This is a genomic window from Leucobacter muris, assembly GCF_004028235.1.
Classification (GTDB): domain Bacteria; phylum Actinomycetota; class Actinomycetes; order Actinomycetales; family Microbacteriaceae; genus Leucobacter; species Leucobacter muris.
In genome coordinates this window covers 161,583-180,316 of sequence record NZ_CP035037.1, presented here as the reverse complement: position 1 = coordinate 180,316, position 18,734 = coordinate 161,583, and the positions used below count along the sequence as shown (strand labels likewise).

Here is an 18,734-nt window from a genome sequence, read left to right as displayed (position 1 = left end):
GCTGCTCGGCGGCTGCTCAGCTGCCACGCGGCGCCCGCACGATGCCCGCACGGCGGCTGCTCGATGGGCGGGCAGCCGTAAGAGACCCGGATCCCCCACCCGAACCCGAGGAGCCCCATGGACCTGCCAGTCGAGCACCTCGCGACCTTCGCCGCCATCGTCGACGAGGGCAGCTTCGAGGGCGCGGCGCGGCGCCTGCACATCACACCATCGGCGGTGAGCCAGCGCGTGCGCGCGATGGAGCAGCGGGTGGGGTCGGTGCTGCTGCGGCGCACGCGGCCGGTCGAGCCGACGGCGGCGGGATCGGCGGTGCTGCGCGCGGCCCGCCAGGTCGAGCGCGTGCTCGACGACGTGGCCGACGAGCTGGGGCAGGGACCGTCGGGCGGCACGCTCATACCGGTCGTCGTCAACGCCGATTCGCTGGCGACCTGGTTCGTGCCCGCACTGGCTCGGGCGGCGCGGGAGACGGGCGCGCGCTTCGAGGTGGTGCGCTCTGACGAGACGCTGTCGACGGAGCGGCTGCGCAGCGGCGAAGTGATGGCGGCGCTCACGGCGACGGCCGAGGCGGTGCCGGGCTGCACGTCGACCCTCATCGGGGTCGACCGCTACCTCGCGGTGGCCGCGCCCGGTTTCACCGCCGCGCACTTCGGCGACGGCGTCACGGCCGCCGCGCTCGCGACGGCGCCGGTAATCGAGTTCGACCGCCACGACATGTTCCAGCGGCGCTTCATCGATCGCATCGCGGCCGGGCACGCCGAGGCTCGGGATCACGCCGCCTCGGATCGCTCCGCAGCACCGGATCGCTCCGCAGCGCCAGATTGCCCCGCTGCTCCGAATCGCCCTGCCGCCCCGGATCGCCCCGCCGCCCCGGATCGCCCCGCTGCCCCGGATCGCCCTGCCGCCCCGGATCGCCCCGCCGCCCCGGCGGGCGAGCCGGCCGGGGGCGGCCCCGCCGACGCGCGAATCGAGCCGCCGCGCCACTTCGTGCCGTCGTCGGCGGAGTTCGCGACGGCGATCGAACTGGGCATGGGCTGGGGCATGCTGCCGCGCCTGCAGTGCGCCGAAGCGCTCGCGCGGGGTCGCCTGGTCGAGCTGATGCCGGGGTCGGCGTTCGAGCTGCCGCTCTACTGGCAGCGCTGGAATCTGCGCTCCCCCGTGCTCGACCGGCTGTCGGCGATCATCGCCGAGGACGCGGCGCTCGCACTCGATGTCGGCGGTGCGCGGTAGCCTGGAACGGCATCAGGGCGTCTCGCCGGTGTCTGAGCTTCGGAGGCGCGCCCACTCACCGCACCTCTGTGCCTCGACGAGGAGGATCCATGTCCCTCATTCCAGAACTGCTCGGCGCCATCGGCTCGGGATCGCTGCGCGTGGTCGATCTCACCAACAAGCTGCAGGCCTCGACCCCCACCCTGCGCCTGCCCGAGCCCTTCGCCAACCTGATCGACTTCTCGCTCGAGACGGTCAGCGAGTACGACGAGCCGGGCCCGTTCTGGAAGCACGCGAACATCCACACCGGCGAGCACATCGGCACGCACATCGACGCGCCGATCCACTGGATCAGCGGTCGCGAGGGCCACGACGTCTCCAAGATCCCGCCCGCGCGCCTCTTCGGCCCGGCCGCGGTGCTCGACTTCTCGGCCGAGGCCGCGGCCGACAACGACTTCCTGCTCGACGTGCACCACGTCGAGGCGTGGGAAGCCGAGCACGGCGCCTTCGAGCACGGCACCTGGCTGCTGCTGCGCACCGGCTGGGATCGCTTCTCCGATTCGCAGCAGGCGTTCCTCAATGCCGACGAGACCGGCTCGCACACACCGGGGTTCACGGCGGAGTGCGCCGCCTGGCTGGCCGGCCGCGCCGAGATCTCGGGCGTGGGAGTCGAGACCGTCGGCATCGATGCGGGCCGCGGGGCCGAACTGGATCCGCCCTTCCCCGTGCACTACCACCTGCTCGGCGCCGACAAGTACGGCATCACCTCGCTGCAGAATCTCTCGCTGCTGCCCCCGAAGGGCGCTGCGATCGTGGTGGCGCCGCTGCCCATCGTGGACGGCACCGGCAGCCCGGCCCGCGTGTACGCCCTCGTGGAGGCCTGATGGCCGGCGCCACCGTGGCCGAGCTCGTGGGGCACGCGCTCGCGCGCCTCGGCGCCGGCCACTGCTTCGGGGTGGTCGGTTCGGGCAACTTCGCGGTGACGAACGCGCTGCGCGAGGCGGGCGTTCCCTTCACCGCGACGCGGCACGAGGGCGGGGCCGCCACCATGGCCGACGCCTTCTCCCGCATGTCGGGCACGGTGGCACTGGTGTCGGTGCACCAGGGCTGCGGTCTCACCAACGCGGCGACGGGCATCGGAGAGGCGGCGAAGAGCCGCACCCCGATGATCGTGCTGGCGGCCGAGGCGTCGGGCGCGGCCGTCGGGTCGAACTTCTCGATGGACCAGCCGGGCTTCGCGCGGTCGGTGCTCGCGGAGTCTCACCGCGTGCACTCCCCAGAAAGCGCACTCGTCGATGTGGTGCGGGCCTTCCGCGCGGCGCGCGATGAGCGGCGCACCGTGGTGCTCAATCTGCCGCTCGACGTGCAGGCGCAGCCGGCCTCCGCCGACGCACTGCGCACCCTCGAGAGCCTCGCCCCACCGCCGGCTCCGGCGCCGCCACGGGCCGACGCCGAGGCCGTGTCGGCCCTCGCACAGCTGATCTCGACGGCCGAGCGGCCGGTGATCGTCGCCGGGCGGGGTGCGCGCGGCGCGGGGCCCGAGCTGCGGGCGCTCGCCTCCGCCGCGGGGGCGCTGCTCGCGACCTCGGCTGTGGCGAAGGGGCTGTTCGCCGGCGACCCGTTCGACCTCGGCATCTCGGGCGGTTTCTCGTCGCCCCTCACCGCAGAGCTGATCTCGCAGGCCGACCTCATCATCGGCGCGGGGTGCGCCCTGAACATGTGGACCATGCGGCACGGCCGTCTGATCGGCGAGCGCGCCCGGGTGGCGCAGATCGATCTCGAGGTGTCGGCGCTCGGGGCGCAGCGCCCGATCGATCTCGGGGTGGTCGGCGACGCGGCCTCGACCGCCACCGCGGTGCTCGCCGAGCTCACGCGCTTCTCCTCCGGTCTCGAACCCCGCTACCGCACCCCGGGCATCGCGGCCCGCATCGCGGCTGAGAGCCGGTGGAGCGACGTGCCGCTCGACCCGCCCGACCTCGGCGGCCCCGGCACCGGCGCCGCCTCAGACCCCGGTCCTCTCGAAGACGGCCCCGAGATCCGCATCGATCCGAGGGTGCTCAGCCGCGAGCTGAACCGCCTGCTGCCCGTCGAACGCATCATCTCGGTCGACTCGGGCAACTTCATGGGCTACCCGTCGGCCTACCTCGACGTTCCCGACGAGCACGGCTTCTGCTTCACGCAGGCGTTCCAGGCGATCGGCCTCGGGCTCGCGACCGCGATCGGCGCTGCGCTCGCCCGCCCCGATCGGCTGCCGGTGCTGGGCACCGGCGACGGCGGCTTCCTGATGGGCGTCGCCGAGCTCGAGACGGCGGTGCGGCTCGGTCTTCCGCTGCTCGTGGTGGTCTACAACGACGACGCCTACGGCGCCGAGATCCACCACTTCGGCGTGAGCGACGACCCCGACTTCGTCGCCCCCGACCTCGGCACCGTGACATTCCCCCGCGTCGACATCGCGAGCCTCGCTCGCGGCTTCGGCGCACAGGGCGTCACCGTGCGCGGGCCCAAAGATCTCGACGCGGTGCGCGCCTGGCTCGACTCCGATCCTCGCTCGCCACTCGTGCTCGACGCCCGCATCGCCTCCGACGGGGGCGCGTGGTGGCTGGCCGAAGCGTTCCGAGGGCACTAGGCCTCCGATGCTGGGTGTGCTGCAGGGCTTCGCACTGATCCTCGGGGTGATCGGCGCCGGCTACCTCACCGCGCTGTTCAAGGTGGTGCAGGGGGATCAGCGGCGCGTGCTCAACAACGTGGCGTTCTACATCGCCACCCCCGCTCTGCTGTTCACGGTGCTGAGCCGCAGCGATCCCGGCGTGATCCTCTCGCCCGTCATCCTGGTGACGAGCGCGGGTGCCGTGATCGTCGCGGCCGTGTTCGTGATCGCGTCTCGGCTGTGGTTCAAGCGGGATCTCGCGAGCACGACGCTCGGGGCGACGTGCGCGGGCTACGTCAATGCGAACAACCTCGGCCTGCCCGTCGCGGTCTACATCCTGGGCGACGCCGCCTACGTGGCCCCGCTGATGCTGGTGCAGCTGCTGTTCTTCGCTCCGGCGGTGCTCGCGATCCTCGAGAGCGTGCGCGGCAACCAGCGCGGCTTCCTGGTGGCGCTCGGGCGGGCGCTCTCGAACCCGATCATCGTCGGGTCGATCGCGGGCCTCGTCGTGGCGCTGACCGGCCTGCCCGTGCCGCAGCTCGTGATGGCGCCGCTCGACATGCTCGGCGCCGCCGCGATCCCGATGGTGCTGCTGAGCTTCGGCATCTCGCTGCGCGGCCAGCGCGCGCTGCAACCCGGAACGGGTCGGGCCGCGGTGTTCACGGCGAGCGGTCTGAAGGTGCTGCTCATGCCGCTCGTCACGTGGCTGATCGCGATCGCGGTGGGGCTGAGCTCCCACGAGATCTTCGTGGCGACCACCATCGCGGCGCTGCCGACGGCGCAGAACGTCTACAACTACGCAGCCACATATCGGCGGGCCGAGACCGCGACGCGCGACACGGTGTTCCTCACCACCTTCGCGTCGCTGCCCGTCATCGCCCTCATCGCGTGGCTGCTGGGCTGAGCGGGACACCGAGGGCGGGAATAGCGGGGCACGATCCGGCGTTGCAACGAGGCGGAATGCGGGCCGGATCGCGGCCCGCCGTGTCACCCGTAAGGAGCCTCCCAGTGAGTTCGCGCATCGCCCAGACCACCGCACCCGTTCTCGACACTCTCGCGCAGCGGTGGAGCCCCCGAGCCTTCGACGCCGAGCACGCCTTCCCCGAGGGCGCCCTGCGCAGCGTGTTCGAGGCCGCGCGCTGGGCCCCGAGCGCGAACAACACCCAGCCCTGGCGGTTCATCGTGGCCCGCCGCGGCAGCGAGAGCTACGCCCGTATCGAGCAGGCCCTGCTCGGCTTCAACCGCGAGTGGGCGGTGTCGGCCGCGGCGCTCATCGTGAACATCGCCGAGGTCATCGACCCCGAGGGCAAGCCCCGCAAGTGGGCCGAGTACGATCTCGGACAGGCGGTCGCCCACCTCACCGTGCAGGCGCACGCCGACGGCTACTACACGCATCAGATGGGCGGCTTCGACCGCGAGGCGATCAGCGCCGCGTTCGACCTCGATGAGCGTCTGCTGCCCGTCTCGATCACCGCGATCGGCGCGATCGGCACCCCCGAGCAGCTGTCGGAGGTGCTGCGCGAGCGCGAGACCGCTCCCCGCACGCGGCTGTCGCTCGAAGAGCTCGTGATCGTGCGCGACTGACGCACAGGAAGGGCGTGTCTCGCCCTCAGGCCTCTCGAGGCTCCTAGCCCCTAGCCCCCTAGTTGCTGAGGCCTGCAGCCCGCGCACTGTCCCGGCCGTTATGCAGCGAAAGGCGGATTTCGCTCGTCGATCTCGAAGATCACATGCGAAATCCGCCTTTCGGCGTCGTCCGGCGCAGGGGAGCCCGGGTCAGTCGAGCATGTCGCTCTGCTCGATGACCGATTCCACGGTCTCGATCAGGGCGCGCTTGGTCTCGTAGAGCGGGTGCGAGGGCTGGTCGGCTTCCGAGGGCAGGCCGAGGGCCGCGGCCGCCTCGATCGTGTTCACGCCCACGCAGGGCACGATCGTGGTGTCGGGGATGTCGGGGAACTGCGACGCGACCTCCTCGGCGATCCGTGCGGATGCGACGAGCACCGCGTTGATGCGGCCCGACTCGATATCTTCGCGGATGTGCACCGACGCGGGCACCCCGACGGTGCGGAACGCGAGCACCTGCGTGACGTCGTGGCCGCGTTCGATAAGCCCCTGGGTGAGCACCGGGATCGCGACGTCTGAGCGCAGCGTGAGCACGCGCAGCACCTCGCCGGTGTCGATCTCGGGCCACTCTTCGAGCAGGGCGTGGGTGCTGTTCTCGCGCTCGGGGGTGCAGGTGATGTGGTACCCGGCGTCGCGGAAGGCGACCGCGGTCGCCTCGCCGACGATCGCGACCTTGGTCTCGGGCGGGATCACGGCGTTGTGGTGCTGCAACACGTCGGCGACGGTGGAACTGGTCGCGGTCATCCAGTCGAAGCCACCCTCTTCGAGGGTCTTCAGGGCTTCGACCAGCTTCTCTTCTTCGCGCGTATGGGCGAAGTCAACGAGCGGAGCGATCACCGTGTGGGCTCCCTGCTCACGCAGCGCCTTGGAGACGATGTCTCCCCAGGTGCCGCCCCTCGGCACGAGCACCCGCAGGCCGCTGAGCGGTTTCGCCTCTACCGACATACACCCCACTCACTCGACACCAATACAAAAGCCATACGATCAGTCTTGAACGAACCCTCGGTATGGCTGGGATGGAAAACCATCTGTCCCTATTCTTACTCCGCGTCTCCCCAGGAAGCAAAACGAGGCCCGGCGGCCCTGGGAACGCAACTCAACTGTGACCTGCCCGCGGCGGGCCGGATCGACTCACTCGAAGCGCTTGATGACGGCGCTGGTGACCGTCCAGACACCCAGACCGACGATGGCGGCGGCGCCCGCGACTCCGATCGCGAAGGCGAGCGGGTTGCGCCGCTTCTGCTCGGCAACGCGATGCTTCATGTCGTCGACCGCGTCGTCGACGCGCTGCGCATAGTTGAGGCGATCCTTCAGCTGCGCGAGGGTGTCGTACAGTTCGGCGCGCGCCTGCGCGGCCGCGACTACACCCTGCTGCTTCTCGTGTGCGTTCATCGCCAGTTCCCTTCCTCGCCGACTCGCGGCATCTGCGAGCCCGCGGGCCGCGATGTCGGGGGCTCGGCGTTGATCCGCACTTCGCTGATGGCAGAGATGTCGTCGCCCACGCGCTCGAGCGTCTCTTCCGGTACGGGGTTGCCGCGCTTGATGAGCGCGACGCCGGCGAGGATCGCGAGGGCCGCGAGCACGAGCAGCGCTGCGGCGACGACGAGCGCGGCCAGCCACCAGGGCCACACCAGGGCCAGGGCGGCGATCGCGGCGATCACGAGCGCCTCGAGCATGAAGAACACGAAGAACAGGGCGATGACGATCGCTCCGGCGCCGATGCCGGCCTTCTTGGCCTTCGAGATGATCTCGCGCTTGGCGTTCTCGTACTCGATCTTGGCGAGCGAGACGATCTGCTGCGGCAGCCGCGTCAGCAGTTCGAAGGTGCCCGCCTGATCCTTCTTGCGACTCATGCGTCACCGCCCGACTTCGCGGACGCCCCCGAACCGCGCTTCTTGGACGCGGCCGACCCGCTGCTCTTGCTCGACGACGAATTCGAGGAGGCGCTCTTCGAGGAACCGCCCGAATCGCTCTTCGACGAACTGTTCGAATCGCTCTTCTCGGACGCCGCAGAGCCCACAGCGGCCTTCGACGCCGTCGATGCGTTGGTGGTGCCCGCGGTGGAGCGCTTGTCGCTCTCGTCGTCGCGCAGGAACGCCGCCATGGCGCTCTTGCCCGCACGGGTGGCGGACGCCTTGAGCTCGTCGACCCGGGTCTGCGCCACGTCGCGCACGAAGCTGACGCCGCGCTGCACGGGGGCGGTGTGCCAGAGCGTCTGAGCGCCGTTCTTGATCTGCTCGTAGCGCTCACGACCGGCCCGAGTGCCGAGCACGTAGCCGACTGCCGCGCCGAGAACGAATGCGATCTTGCCCTTCATCATTGCCTCCCGCCGTTGGCGTTTCAATAGCCTGCCGCTAGACTACCGCCCGCGACACCGTTCATCCCGCTTCGGGAATTCCGGTGGTCACGGCGGCAGGATTTCTGTATGATTCGCGGCTGCCGGCTCCGCGGTCGGTTCACGGGACCGCGGATCGTCGGCGCCGCCGGGTCACGGTCGCGGCGGCCGCGGCGGCGACGACGAGGCCGCCCCACAGTCCGTACATCCACGCCGCGTCGCCGCCGAGCACGGGCAGCCCGAACGCGAACCACGGCGGGGTGCAGTGCTGGGTGCGGCACGGGCTCGCCTTCGCGCACTGCTGGGGCGGCACGATGCCGTCGCCGTGGGCGAGGTTGAGGATCGTGACGTCGTAGGCGTCGTTCTTCACGGTGACCGTATACACCGCCGATACCGACTGGCCGGGCGCCACGGCGGGCACCTGCCAGGTGAGGATCGCGCCTGCGCGGCTGAGACCGGCGGGCAGCGCGCCCGAGAGGCGCGCGCTGTTCAGCACCTGGGAGGCGTCATCGGTGACGACGAGGTGGTCGAGTGACACGAGGCCCGTGTTCGTCACGGTGAGCACGTAGCTGATGTCGTCTCCGGGCCGCACGACCGTGCCGTCGTGCAGGGGGTCGCCGCCCGCCGTGGTCGCGGTCTTCGTCATCGTCCACTGGGGCGTGCCGATCGCGGCTTCGAACGGGTCGCTGGCCTCGACGAACTGGCCGGTCTCGACGCCCTTGCCGGTGACCGCGATCACGTTGCGGTGCGCGGGCCCGTAGGAGTCGGCGGGGTTCATGCTCGGCAGGGTGCCCGTGCAGTCGACCGACTGCCCGACCGCGAGCACGAACTCGGCGAGCGTGCTCGTGCGCACGGGGTTGTCGGCGGCGCGCAGCGCGGTGCCGTCGTTCGGGTTCACGCAGGCGAGCGAGGTCATGGTGCGGCCGGTGGCGGTGGTGTCGACGAGCCGCAGCCCGCCCAGCGGTTCGTCGCCGGTGTTGGTGAACCGCATCTTCACGGTGAGCGGGTCGCTCGTGCCGTTCGCGCGGGGCGGCAGCACGGCCGGATCGCCGAGGTCGCTGGTCTTGTCGATCACGAGTTTCGCGGTGTCGAGTGTGAGGCCCGCGTTGACGTACTCCGTGACGGCGCCCGCGAGCACCGGCACCGGGTGCGAGCGGGAGGTGGTCGGGCTCGCGCACGACGCATCGACCATGCACGACGGCGCCCGCGCGGTCACCCCGTACGTGTACCCCGCGGGGTCGAGCCCCGAGCCGAGCACCGTGTCGAGGGTCGGCTGCGAGGGGTGCGTGCCCAGCACCGCGAACTCGACGGTGTAGCCGGTGCCCGGCGCGATGTTCGTGAACGCGTAGGCGCCGTCGGCGTCGGTGACCGCCTCGCCCACCTTCGCCCCGGAGGAGTTGTAGAGCGCGACCGCCACCCCCGCGACGCGCGGCTCGGCGGCGGGCGCGCCCATCCGCCCATCGTGGTTCGCGTCGGCCCACACGGTGCCGCGCACCCCGCCCGGCGTGTTCTTCGCCAGCGGGATGCGCACCGGAACCTGGTCGCACGAGTCGGGAGTGGTGCTGTTCTGCCCGTCGACGTCGGTGTCGCAGGAGGGGTTGCCCGGAATACCCGCGGGATTGGGAGTCGCGGCCGGGTCGGCGGGCAGGATCGGCTTCGCCCGGCCCGCCCCCGCGTTCTTCGCAATGCCCGCGTAGGGCGTCGAGGGCGAGGTGAACCAGGCCTGATTCAGCAGGTTCGCGTCGGCAGCGCCCTGGTTCACCTTGCCGCGCACCACGATCGAGAGCGACTCCCCGACGGGTATCGTGGATATCGGGTACTGACGCTCGATGAAGCCGTCGATACGTTGTGCCGAGGAAGCCAGGACACCGTCGTTCAGCAGGAAGAGTTCAGGCAGTCCCCGTACGGTTTCGGCGACCAAGTTATCGCCAGTGCCGTCATTTCCAACGAGTCTCTCGGATCCCCACGCCAGAACAGAGCCGTCCTGTGCAACTCCTGCTATCGCATGGCCTTCTACTAGCTCATCGTCTTCGTTTTCGTAATAGGCACTCCCGGGCTCAGCAGCTTGCTTCACACCGCTGAATCCTCCCAGGGCGGTCGCGACGGCGCTGCTGAAGGACAGGGAAGGGGCGTTTCCCCAAGCGTAGAGCTCTCCGGAGGAGGTGACAGCCGCAAAGACTCGAAACCGCTGAATCACGGATCGGACTGCGACATTCTCGAGTCTCTGCACCGGGGCCGCGATCAGATTGTTCGCGGTGCTTCCATTGCCATTCCGGTGGTTCAATCCAGTTCCCCAAGCAAAAAGACTTCCATCCTCGGTCAGGGCAAATGCACCCCCGTAACTGGGGAACAGCTCTTTGACTTCAACGCTTTCTAGCCCCAGCACGGGAAGGGCAACCGCGCTATTCTCCGTAGTCCCGTTTCCCAGTGCGCCATGTGCACCATTTCCCCAGGCGTAGACGCCACCATTCGCAGTAAGCGCGTAGAAGGATCCGCTGGCCCACACGCTCTCGATAGCGATACCCTCGAGGCCGGGGACCACCTGCGCAGACAGTTTGTAGCCGCTACCCGTATATTGTTGGCTGCCCCAGACGTACAGCGCACCCGTCGAAGTGATCGCAAAGCCGCCATCAGGGTGACCGACCAGTTTTTGAACCGTCACCCCTTCAAGCCCTAGTACCGGTTTCGCCGAAAGGTTGTCCTGCTGAGTCCCGTTCCCGGCGCGGCCGAAGTTACCGTTGCCCCACGCAAGCACTCGCCCAGTCGATGTCACTCCGTACCCGGTCCAGGAGCCCGCGTCGAGCTCGACGATCGTTACGCCAGTAAGACCTTGGACTGGCTGAGCGGAGAGGTTATTGGTAAATCCACCGTTTCCGTTCTCCCCGTTAATCCCGCGCCCCCAGGAGTACACCTGCCCGGCAGAGGTGAGAGCATAGGCGCCCCATGGACGAACAGCTATCTTCTCGACGACCACTTGCTCAAGTCCGAGCACGGGAGCGGCAGTAGCAGAAGGTTCGCTACCTCCGTTGCCGAGTTCCCCATCAAGGTTCCCGCCCCACGCGTACACCTGACCCGAGTCGGTGATGGCGTACACGGCATTCTGAGAGAGAACCAACTCTGAGATCCGAAGGCCCTCGAGACCGACCACGGGCTTCGCTACGGGGTTTGATTCATCGGCGGTTCCATTTCCGAGAAGGTCTCCGCCTGCTCCCCAGGAATACACGCGGCCCGCGTCGGTAACGGCGAAGAAAGCCCCACTCCCATGGCTCACTACTTCTCGCACGGGGTCGCCGATCTCGCCGTAGATGGTTTCAACATCGTAGAACTCAGCACCCGCCGTGTGGGTCTGTCCGATAAACGGTGTGTGGGATCCGGCGGTTTTCATTCGTGAGTGGTTTTCTCGAACCGTCCGGCGAAGGTGATCGCGAACGCGTTCAGCGCGGGCTTCCACCTCATCACCCAGCGTGCCCTTCCGCCGCCAGTCGGGTCAAGCGACCGCGTCACGAGGTAGAGACATTTCAGCGCGGCGGCCTCGTTGGGAAAGTGCCCCCGAGCTCTCACGGCGCGCCGATAGCGAGCGTTGATTGACTCGATCGCGTTGGTCGTGCAGATCACCCGCCGGATCTCGACGTCATACTCGAGGAACGGCACGAACTCCGCCCAGCTGTTCTTCCAGAGCTGCACGATCGCCGGATACCGTCCGCCCCACTCGGCGGCGAACTCCTCGAACCGATCCTTCGCCGCCTGCTCCGACGGGGCCGTGTAGACGGGTTTGAGGGAACGGACGATCGCGTCGCGGTGTTGCCGCCCGGCGTAGCGGAAGCTGTTGCGGATCAGATGGACGATGCACTGCTGGACGACCGTTTGCTCCCAAGTGGTGTTGATCGCCTCCGGGAGACCCTTCAGCCCGTCGCAGACCGCGATGAGCACGTCCTCGACACCCCGGTTCTTCAGCTCGGTGAACACCTGCAGCCAGAACCTCGCACCCTCCTGACCGTCACCGGCCCAGATGCCGAGGATGTCGCGTTCCCCGTTCACGGTGACGCCCATCACGACATAGAACGGGGTGTTCCTCACCTGCCCGTCACGGACCTTCACCACGATCGCGTCGACGAAGATCACCGGGTAGAGCGCATCCAACGGCCTGCTCGACCATTCGGCGAGTTCCCCGGCGACCTTCTCGGTGATCCGGCTGATCGTGTCCTTGGAGACCTTCGCCCCATAGACCTCGTCGAAATGCGCAGCGATCTCACCGGTCGTCAACCCCCGAGCGGAAAGGGAGGGTCTGTCCGATAAACGGTGTGTGGGATCCGGCGGTTTTCATTCGTGAGTGGTTTTCTCGAACCGTCCGGCGAAGGTGATCGCGAACGCGTTCAGCGCGGGCTTCCACCTCATCACCCAGCGTGCCCTTCCGCCGCCAGTCGGGTCAAGCGACCGCGTCACGAGGTAGAGACATTTCAGCGCGGCGGCCTCGTTGGGAAAGTGCCCCCGAGCTCTCACGGCGCGCCGATAGCGAGCGTTGATTGACTCGATCGCGTTGGTCGTGCAGATCACCCGCCGGATCTCGACGTCATACTCGAGGAACGGCACGAACTCCGCCCAGCTGTTCTTCCAGAGCTGCACGATCGCCGGATACCGTCCGCCCCACTCGGCGGCGAACTCCTCGAACCGATCCTTCGCCGCCTGCTCCGACGGGGCCGTGTAGACGGGTTTGAGGGAACGGACGATCGCGTCGCGGTGTTGCCGCCCGGCGTAGCGGAAGCTGTTGCGGATCAGATGGACGATGCACTGCTGGACGACCGTTTGCTCCCAAGTGGTGTTGATCGCCTCCGGGAGACCCTTCAGCCCGTCGCAGACCGCGATGAGCACGTCCTCGACACCCCGGTTCTTCAGCTCGGTGAACACCTGCAGCCAGAACCTCGCACCCTCCTGACCGTCACCGGCCCAGATGCCGAGGATGTCGCGTTCCCCGTTCACGGTGACGCCCATCACGACATAGAACGGGGTGTTCCTCACCTGCCCGTCACGGACCTTCACCACGATCGCGTCGACGAAGATCACCGGGTAGAGCGCATCCAACGGCCTGCTCGACCATTCGGCGAGTTCCCCGGCGACCTTCTCGGTGATCCGGCTGATCGTGTCCTTGGAGACCTTCGCCCCATAGACCTCGTCGAAATGCGCAGCGATCTCACCGGTCGTCAACCCCCGAGCGGAAAGGGACAGAACGATCTGATCGATGCCGTCCAGTCGGCGTTTCCGCTTGGGGACGATCACCGGCTCGAACGACCCGTCTCGATCTCGCGGGACTTCGATCTGGGTCTGTCCGATAAACGGTGTGTGGGATCCGGCGGTTTTCATTCGTGAGTGGTTTTCTCGAACCGTCCGGCGAAGGTGATCGCGAACGCGTTCAGCGCGGGCTTCCACCTCATCACCCAGCGTGCCCTTCCGCCGCCAGTCGGGTCAAGCGACCGCGTCACGAGGTAGAGACATTTCAGCGCGGCGGCCTCGTTGGGAAAGTGCCCCCGAGCTCTCACGGCGCGCCGATAGCGAGCGTTGATTGACTCGATCGCGTTGGTCGTGCAGATCACCCGCCGGATCTCGACGTCATACTCGAGGAACGGCACGAACTCCGCCCAGCTGTTCTTCCAGAGCTGCACGATCGCCGGATACCGTCCGCCCCACTCGGCGGCGAACTCCTCGAACCGATCCTTCGCCGCCTGCTCCGACGGGGCCGTGTAGACGGGTTTGAGGGAACGGACGATCGCGTCGCGGTGTTGCCGCCCGGCGTAGCGGAAGCTGTTGCGGATCAGATGGACGATGCACTGCTGGACGACCGTTTGCTCCCAAGTGGTGTTGATCGCCTCCGGGAGACCCTTCAGCCCGTCGCAGACCGCGATGAGCACGTCCTCGACACCCCGGTTCTTCAGCTCGGTGAACACCTGCAGCCAGAACCTCGCACCCTCCTGACCGTCACCGGCCCAGATGCCGAGGATGTCGCGTTCCCCGTTCACGGTGACGCCCATCACGACATAGAACGGGGTGTTCCTCACCTGCCCGTCACGGACCTTCACCACGATCGCGTCGACGAAGATCACCGGGTAGAGCGCATCCAACGGCCTGCTCGACCATTCGGCGAGTTCCCCGGCGACCTTCTCGGTGATCCGGCTGATCGTGTCCTTGGAGACCTTCGCCCCATAGACCTCGTCGAAATGCGCAGCGATCTCACCGGTCGTCAACCCCCGAGCGGAAAGGGACAGAACGATCTGATCGATGCCGTCCAGTCGGCGTTTCCGCTTGGGGACGATCACCGGCTCGAACGACCCGTCTCGATCTCGCGGGACTTCGATCTCGACGGGGCCGATCTCTGTCAGCACCGTCTTGACCCGCGTCCCGTTACGCATGTTCTCGCCGATTGGGGTCCCGCCGTGCTCGTGGCCGAGGTGCTCGGTCAACTCGGCATTCAGCGCGGTCTCGAGGACGTTCTTCGTGAGCTGGCTGAGCAGGCCGCCCGGCCCCGTCAGGCTCACGCCCTGCTCCTTCGCCTGCGCGAGCAAGCGTTCTGCGAGTTCTTTCTGATCGATGATCTCCCCGGTCACGGGATCAATCATCTCGTCGTCAACAACGACAGTGGTCGTGTCAGCCACGGCCATCTCCTTTCGGATCAGGCCGGACCCTCACACACCATTATTCAGACAGTCCCTTCGATCTCGACGGGGCCGATCTCTGTCAGCACCGTCTTGACCCGCGTCCCGTTACGCATGTTCTCGCCGATTGGGGTCCCGCCGTGCTCGTGGCCGAGGTGCTCGGTCAACTCGGCATTCAGCGCGGTCTCGAGGACGTTCTTCGTGAGCTGGCTGAGCAGGCCGCCCGGCCCCGTCAGGCTCACGCCCTGCTCCTTCGCCTGCGCGAGCAAGCGTTCTGCGAGTTCTTTCTGATCGATGATCTCCCCGGTCACGGGATCAATCATCTCGTCGTCAACAACGACAGTGGTCGTGTCAGCCACGGCCATCTCCTTTCGGATCAGGCCGGACCCTCACACACCATTATTCAGACAGTCCCGCGTGTTGCCGAGATTGGTGAGCGTGAGCTGCCAGGCCACGTCGCAGACACCGGTGGTGTCGTTGCAGGCGAGGCTGGCCTCGTTCTTGTCGATGTCGACCTTGGGCTCGGCGGCGTGGAAGCCGTAGTTCACACCGTTCTGCGCGCCGCCCATGGCGAGCGTGAACACCGTCGACTGCTCGGCGGCGTTGGCGAATCTGCGGTTGATGAACGAGAAGGTGGGGTCGACTGCGAGGTCTTGGCCGTAGTAACTGGTGAGGTGTGCAGGGAGATTGGGCCCGCGCTGGTCGACGCGGGTGACGTAGTCGCCGTGCACGAGCCCGGTGAAGCTGTAGTAGCCGGTCGCGTTGGTGACCGCGGTGCGCACCGGTGCGTCTTCGATCACCCCGTTCACCACCCGATACAGACCGACCGATGCCCCCTGCACCTTCGGCTCCGTCGCGTGCATGACGGCGTCGTTGTTCACGTCATTCCAGACCGTGCCGCTCGCACTCGCCATGACCACCTGTGCGCGCGCCGGCCAGGGCACGGGTGCGGCTTCGACACCCGTGTCGGTGATCGTTCTACCCGCCCACAGCAGGTAGTTGTTGCCCTGCCGGTTGCCGGTCGGCTGCAGGGTGACGTTCAGGGCCGCGTTCTCGCCGGCGCCGTTCGCGGGCTGACGCACCTTCAGCGCGGTCGCGCCGGCGAGCGGGGGCACGCCGCCCTGGCCTGCCTGCGAGACCGGGTGCCACACCGAGTTCGGGTCGCCCGGGTTGAGGGTGGGGTTCGCGGTCACCGTGAAGAACACCTCGGCGCCGTCGGTGGTGTCTTCGACCCCGAAACCCGCTCCGGTGAGCGCGAGGCTGCCCTGAAAGCTCGACGTCTTGGGGCTGGCGGTCCAGTTGGGCACCTGGCTCTGGTAGGCGGCGCCGTCGCCGTTGCGGGGCAGCGCGATCACGGTCTCGGTGTGCCCCGTGCCGTTGAGGGTGGCGGCGAGATCGACCCGCCAGGTGAGGGGTTCTTCGATCTCCTGCTGCGGCGTCACCACGCTCACCCGCGCGGCGGCGGTGAGCTGCTCGGGCACGGTGCTGCGCGCCTCGGCGCTCGCCGGCAGCACCTGCTCGGCGCCGTCGAGCGAGAACGTCGCCGCCGACACGATCGTGTCGCGCGCGGTGTACGTGGCCTTCGCGTCGTACGTGATGTCGGGCAGCGTGGCGGTCTTGTTCCAGTCCTGGTACGAACCCGCGATCAGGCCCTCAGCGGGCGTGAACACGAGGCGGGCCGGAGTCGACTCGGGATCGCCGCAGACACGCCCCGACGGGCCGGGCTCGGCGGGGATCACGGTCAGCTGCCAGGCCGGGTTGGTACTCACGGGGTCGGTGACGCACCGATCCGCCTCAACCTCGACGCGGGCCGCGAACCCCGCCGCCGGGATCGGCGGGTTCACCACACGCGCCCTCACCCGATAGGAGGCGGTGCTGCCCGGCGGGGTCTGCGGGTTCGCGACGGTGTGCTCGACCTGCAGGGTGGGGATCACGGGGAACACCACTTGCACCGCGCCCGTCACGCCGGCGATGTCGCCGTCGCCCACCCGGGCCCGCATCACGTCCTGCACCACCGGCCCGTCGCCCGGCTTGACGCTCTCGCGAATCTTCGCGGGCACCGTCACCGTGAACGCGCCCGCGCCCGCCTGGTCGTGCACCGGCAGGGCGCCCTCGGCGAAGACGACCCTGATCGCGCGCCCGCCCGCCGGCGCCTCCTCCTGCTCCACCCAGCCCTGCGTCACCGACGCATCGGCGATCGGGTCGCCCGTCTCGGTCGTCGACCAGAAGATGCGATACGACGCCGGGTCCACGGGGGTGCCGTCGGGGCCGGTCACGTTGACGAAACCGTCCACCCGCTGCAAGCCCGGATCCCACTCGTCAGCTACCACGATCTGCGGGGCCGGGTCGCCAGGTCCAACCTCGATTGCGGTGGTGAGCACCGACAGCTCCTGCCGGAACTGCGCGCCGGCCGCCAGCTGCCAGGGGCTGCCCGCATTCGAGTATCCCGTCGACGAGGCCGCCGCCCACTGCATGTTGCCCGGTTCGAACTTCGACTGTGATCCGGTGTAGGGATACGCCACCCGCTTGCTGAACAGCTCGCCCGACGCCGGAATCGGCCGGTACACCCGCGCCGCCGAGTAGTCGTTGTTCGGGTAGGGGGTGCCGCCGATGGACCCGGTCTTCGGATCGTACGTCGACCAGCTCTGGGGCTTGCCCGTGCCCGGCTGCCAGCCGTCGCCGTTGTTCAGGTAATCGGTCGACCTGAATGCGCTCCCGGGCACCTCCATCCACACGTCGTAGACGGCCGTGGATCCCTCGTCCTGCTCGGGCCAGCCGCCCGGCACCGTGAAGTTCAGCTGACGTTCCCCCGAGTACTTCAGCGTCAGCCAGCCGTCGACGGGGGTCACCGCCTGAGTGCCGAGCCGCCAGGTCGTGCCCTCGGGGAACGCCGACACGTTCACGCGGGCCTCCCACTGCATGCCCGTCGATACTCCCTTGACCGGCGAGAACCCCTCACGCTTGAGCGCCCGCGGGGTGATCGTGAACCCGCCCGACGCCGCACCCTCGTACGCGTACAGTTGGGCGCTCGGGCGGATCGTGAGATCAGCCTGCGGCGCCGACACCACCGTCACCGCCTCGGTCTCCACCGAGGCGTACGGCGATTGGCCGCTGATGCCGACCGATACCGGGAACTTCTGCTCGGTACGCGCCAACCCCTGCGCATCCGAGGCGGTCATCAGCAGGGTGCGCGTCACGCTCGCCGCCGCACCCTCCTCGATCGTGAACAGGCAGGAGTTGCCGCTCACCTGCACCGAGACCCCCGGCACCGGCGCGCAGAACTCGGCCTTGCCCTCGGACCAGCGCAGGTACGCGGCGCTGCCCATCGACACCGCGACCGTGCGCTTCGGGCCGGCCTGGAACTTCAGCTCCACCTCGTACCCCACGACGTCGCCCGACGACACCACCCCGTCGCTCGGGCCATCGTCGCCGGGGCTGAACCCGTTCGCCGTGTTCACGAACGACGCCGCATCAGTGCCATGCCCAGTGCCGTCGTACTTCTTCGTCACCCGCACGTCGGTGTACGGGTTGGGGCCCGGTGCAGCCGTCGCGCCTGGCGCGCTCACCGCGACCAGGCCGCCCGCCACCACCGCCGCCGCCGCGACGCCCGACAGCACCCGCCTCACGACGGCGCGACGGCTCTCGCGGCCCACACCCACAGCACGCATCGAAGAGCACTCCCAAGGTCGAACGACACACGGCACTACCGATGTCGCGTCGCTCCCCTCAACGCACCAGTCGACCCGGTTCTGCCCAATCGTAGCCACGCGGGGACGGGGCATAGGCCGCGCACAGGGAACAATCACCCTGTTCGGCGCGTTTTTCACCCCGGAGGCGAGGACGCCACCCGCCGCCCCAGGCGCCTCCTGAGCCACATCTCCCGCCCAGAGAGCACGCACGCGCGCACGGAGCCCCGACCTGCCCCTGCCGAGTGGGCAAGAATAGCTCGCGAGCCGCAGAAACACCGCACTTTCTGCCCACTCGGGGCGCTTGTTCCTTTCGACAGGCTCAGGGGCCGGGCACGCGCTCACTGAACCGCGACCCGCTCATGGAATCGCGGCCGCGCCGGGGAACCGTCGCAGACCACCCCATCGAGAGGTCAAAAACTGCTCAAGGACCGCAAAAGCGCAGCACTTTCTGACCGCTCGGGGAGGGTGTTCGTTCCCTTCGGCAGGCTCAGGGAGCAGCCTCCGGGAGTCCCGGCGGCGCTCAGGGAACGGTTCAGGGAGTGGGAACGCGCCAGGCAACCGCGGCGGGCTCAAGGAACGGCGACGCGCCCAGG

The 18,734-nt window shown here is 68.5% G+C and carries 12 protein-coding genes and 4 pseudogenes; 5 read left to right on the top strand and 11 right to left on the bottom strand.

Annotated features, from left to right (window positions below; all coding sequences use genetic code 11):
- Positions 1-117: 117 nt before the first annotated feature.
- The 5 genes from Leucomu_RS15315 to Leucomu_RS00805 all read left to right on the top strand — a co-directional run bounded on the left by Leucomu_RS15315 (position 118) and on the right by Leucomu_RS00805 (position 5,437).
- Positions 118-1,227: a LysR family transcriptional regulator ArgP gene (locus Leucomu_RS15315; RefSeq protein ID WP_228407155.1), complete on the top strand. Its 1,110-nt coding sequence runs from the start codon at positions 118-120 to the stop codon at positions 1,225-1,227.
- 89 nt (positions 1,228-1,316) lie between these two features.
- Positions 1,317-2,090 carry a cyclase family protein gene (locus Leucomu_RS00820; RefSeq protein ID WP_128386031.1) on the top strand — a complete coding sequence of 258 codons (774 nt, stop codon included), beginning with the start codon at positions 1,317-1,319 and terminating at the stop codon, positions 2,088-2,090.
- The gene (locus Leucomu_RS00815; RefSeq protein WP_128386030.1) at positions 2,090-3,832 is read left to right on the top strand and encodes a thiamine pyrophosphate-binding protein; all 1,743 of its coding nucleotides are present in this window, start codon (positions 2,090-2,092) and stop codon (positions 3,830-3,832) included. Before Leucomu_RS00820 ends, Leucomu_RS00815 begins: the two co-directional genes overlap by 1 nt.
- 7 nt (positions 3,833-3,839) lie before the next feature.
- Positions 3,840-4,757, top strand: coding sequence for an AEC family transporter (locus tag Leucomu_RS00810; protein WP_128386029.1), 918 nt, complete (start codon positions 3,840-3,842; stop codon positions 4,755-4,757).
- A gap of 104 nt (positions 4,758-4,861) precedes the next feature.
- Entirely contained in the window at positions 4,862-5,437 is a 576-nt protein-coding gene (locus tag Leucomu_RS00805; RefSeq protein WP_017884258.1) for a nitroreductase family protein, read from the top strand.
- 189 nt (positions 5,438-5,626) lie between these two features.
- On the opposite strand, the gene Leucomu_RS00800 is transcribed toward Leucomu_RS00805, so the two are convergent.
- From Leucomu_RS00800 to Leucomu_RS00755, 11 genes and pseudogenes are all read right to left on the bottom strand, one after another.
- Positions 5,627-6,418 (bottom strand): uroporphyrinogen-III synthase, encoded by a 792-nt coding sequence (locus Leucomu_RS00800; RefSeq protein WP_128386027.1) that lies wholly within the window; start codon positions 6,416-6,418, stop codon positions 5,627-5,629.
- 186 nt (positions 6,419-6,604) lie between these two features.
- Complete coding sequence (locus Leucomu_RS00795) at positions 6,605-6,865, bottom strand: DUF3618 domain-containing protein (RefSeq protein WP_017884256.1); 261 nt, start codon at positions 6,863-6,865, stop codon at positions 6,605-6,607.
- Positions 6,862-7,326 (bottom strand): phage holin family protein, encoded by a 465-nt coding sequence (locus tag Leucomu_RS00790; RefSeq protein ID WP_017884255.1) that lies wholly within the window; start codon positions 7,324-7,326, stop codon positions 6,862-6,864. The genes Leucomu_RS00795 and Leucomu_RS00790 overlap by 4 nt, the downstream gene beginning before the upstream one ends.
- The gene (locus tag Leucomu_RS00785; RefSeq protein WP_128386026.1) at positions 7,323-7,790 is read right to left on the bottom strand and encodes a YtxH domain-containing protein; all 468 of its coding nucleotides are present in this window, start codon (positions 7,788-7,790) and stop codon (positions 7,323-7,325) included. The genes Leucomu_RS00790 and Leucomu_RS00785 overlap by 4 nt, the downstream gene beginning before the upstream one ends.
- Positions 7,791-7,929: 139 nt before the next feature.
- Complete coding sequence (locus Leucomu_RS15310; RefSeq protein ID WP_228407153.1) at positions 7,930-9,729, bottom strand: SdrD B-like domain-containing protein; 1,800 nt, start codon at positions 9,727-9,729, stop codon at positions 7,930-7,932.
- A 501-nt stretch (positions 9,730-10,230) separates the two neighbouring features.
- Positions 10,231-11,193 (bottom strand): annotated as a pseudogene (locus Leucomu_RS15880) (RCC1 domain-containing protein); the annotation flags it as partial.
- Positions 11,190-12,089 (bottom strand): annotated as a pseudogene (locus Leucomu_RS00775) (IS256 family transposase); the annotation flags it as partial. The pseudogenes Leucomu_RS15880 and Leucomu_RS00775, both read right to left, overlap by 4 nt.
- A gap of 39 nt (positions 12,090-12,128) precedes the next feature.
- Positions 12,129-13,178: pseudogene (locus Leucomu_RS00770) on the bottom strand (IS256 family transposase); the annotation flags it as partial.
- Positions 13,163-14,416 (bottom strand): IS256 family transposase, encoded by a 1,254-nt coding sequence (locus tag Leucomu_RS00765; protein ID WP_228407350.1) that lies wholly within the window; start codon positions 14,414-14,416, stop codon positions 13,163-13,165. The gene Leucomu_RS00765 and the pseudogene Leucomu_RS00770, both read right to left, overlap by 16 nt.
- 92 nt (positions 14,417-14,508) lie before the next feature.
- A pseudogene (locus Leucomu_RS00760) lies at positions 14,509-14,775 on the bottom strand (transposase); the annotation flags it as partial.
- Between the two features lie 66 nt (positions 14,776-14,841).
- Positions 14,842-18,120 carry an SdrD B-like domain-containing protein gene (locus Leucomu_RS00755; protein WP_128386023.1) on the bottom strand — a complete coding sequence of 1,093 codons (3,279 nt, stop codon included), beginning with the start codon at positions 18,118-18,120 and terminating at the stop codon, positions 14,842-14,844.
- Between the last annotated feature and the right edge of the window lie 614 nt (positions 18,121-18,734).

Excerpts from the sequence above, each read along its gene's own strand:
- Leucomu_RS00815 (WP_128386030.1), top strand. The coding sequence starts at position 2,090 with ATGGCCGGCGCCACCGTGGCCGAGCTCGTGGGGCACGCGCTCGCGCGC.
- Leucomu_RS00790 (WP_017884255.1), bottom strand. The coding sequence starts at position 7,326 with ATGAGTCGCAAGAAGGATCAGGCGGGCACCTTCGAACTGCTGACGCGG.
- Leucomu_RS00755 (WP_128386023.1), bottom strand. The coding sequence starts at position 18,120 with ATGCGTGCTGTGGGTGTGGGCCGCGAGAGCCGTCGCGCCGTCGTGAGG.
- Leucomu_RS00785 (WP_128386026.1), bottom strand. The coding sequence starts at position 7,790 with ATGAAGGGCAAGATCGCATTCGTTCTCGGCGCGGCAGTCGGCTACGTG.
- Leucomu_RS00820 (WP_128386031.1), top strand. The coding sequence starts at position 1,317 with ATGTCCCTCATTCCAGAACTGCTCGGCGCCATCGGCTCGGGATCGCTG.
- Leucomu_RS00795 (WP_017884256.1), bottom strand. The coding sequence starts at position 6,865 with ATGAACGCACACGAGAAGCAGCAGGGTGTAGTCGCGGCCGCGCAGGCG.
- Leucomu_RS00810 (WP_128386029.1), top strand. The coding sequence starts at position 3,840 with ATGCTGGGTGTGCTGCAGGGCTTCGCACTGATCCTCGGGGTGATCGGC.
- Leucomu_RS00765 (WP_228407350.1), bottom strand. The coding sequence starts at position 14,416 with ATGATTGATCCCGTGACCGGGGAGATCATCGATCAGAAAGAACTCGCA.
- Leucomu_RS15315 (WP_228407155.1), top strand. The coding sequence starts at position 118 with ATGGACCTGCCAGTCGAGCACCTCGCGACCTTCGCCGCCATCGTCGAC.
- Leucomu_RS00800 (WP_128386027.1), bottom strand. The coding sequence starts at position 6,418 with ATGTCGGTAGAGGCGAAACCGCTCAGCGGCCTGCGGGTGCTCGTGCCG.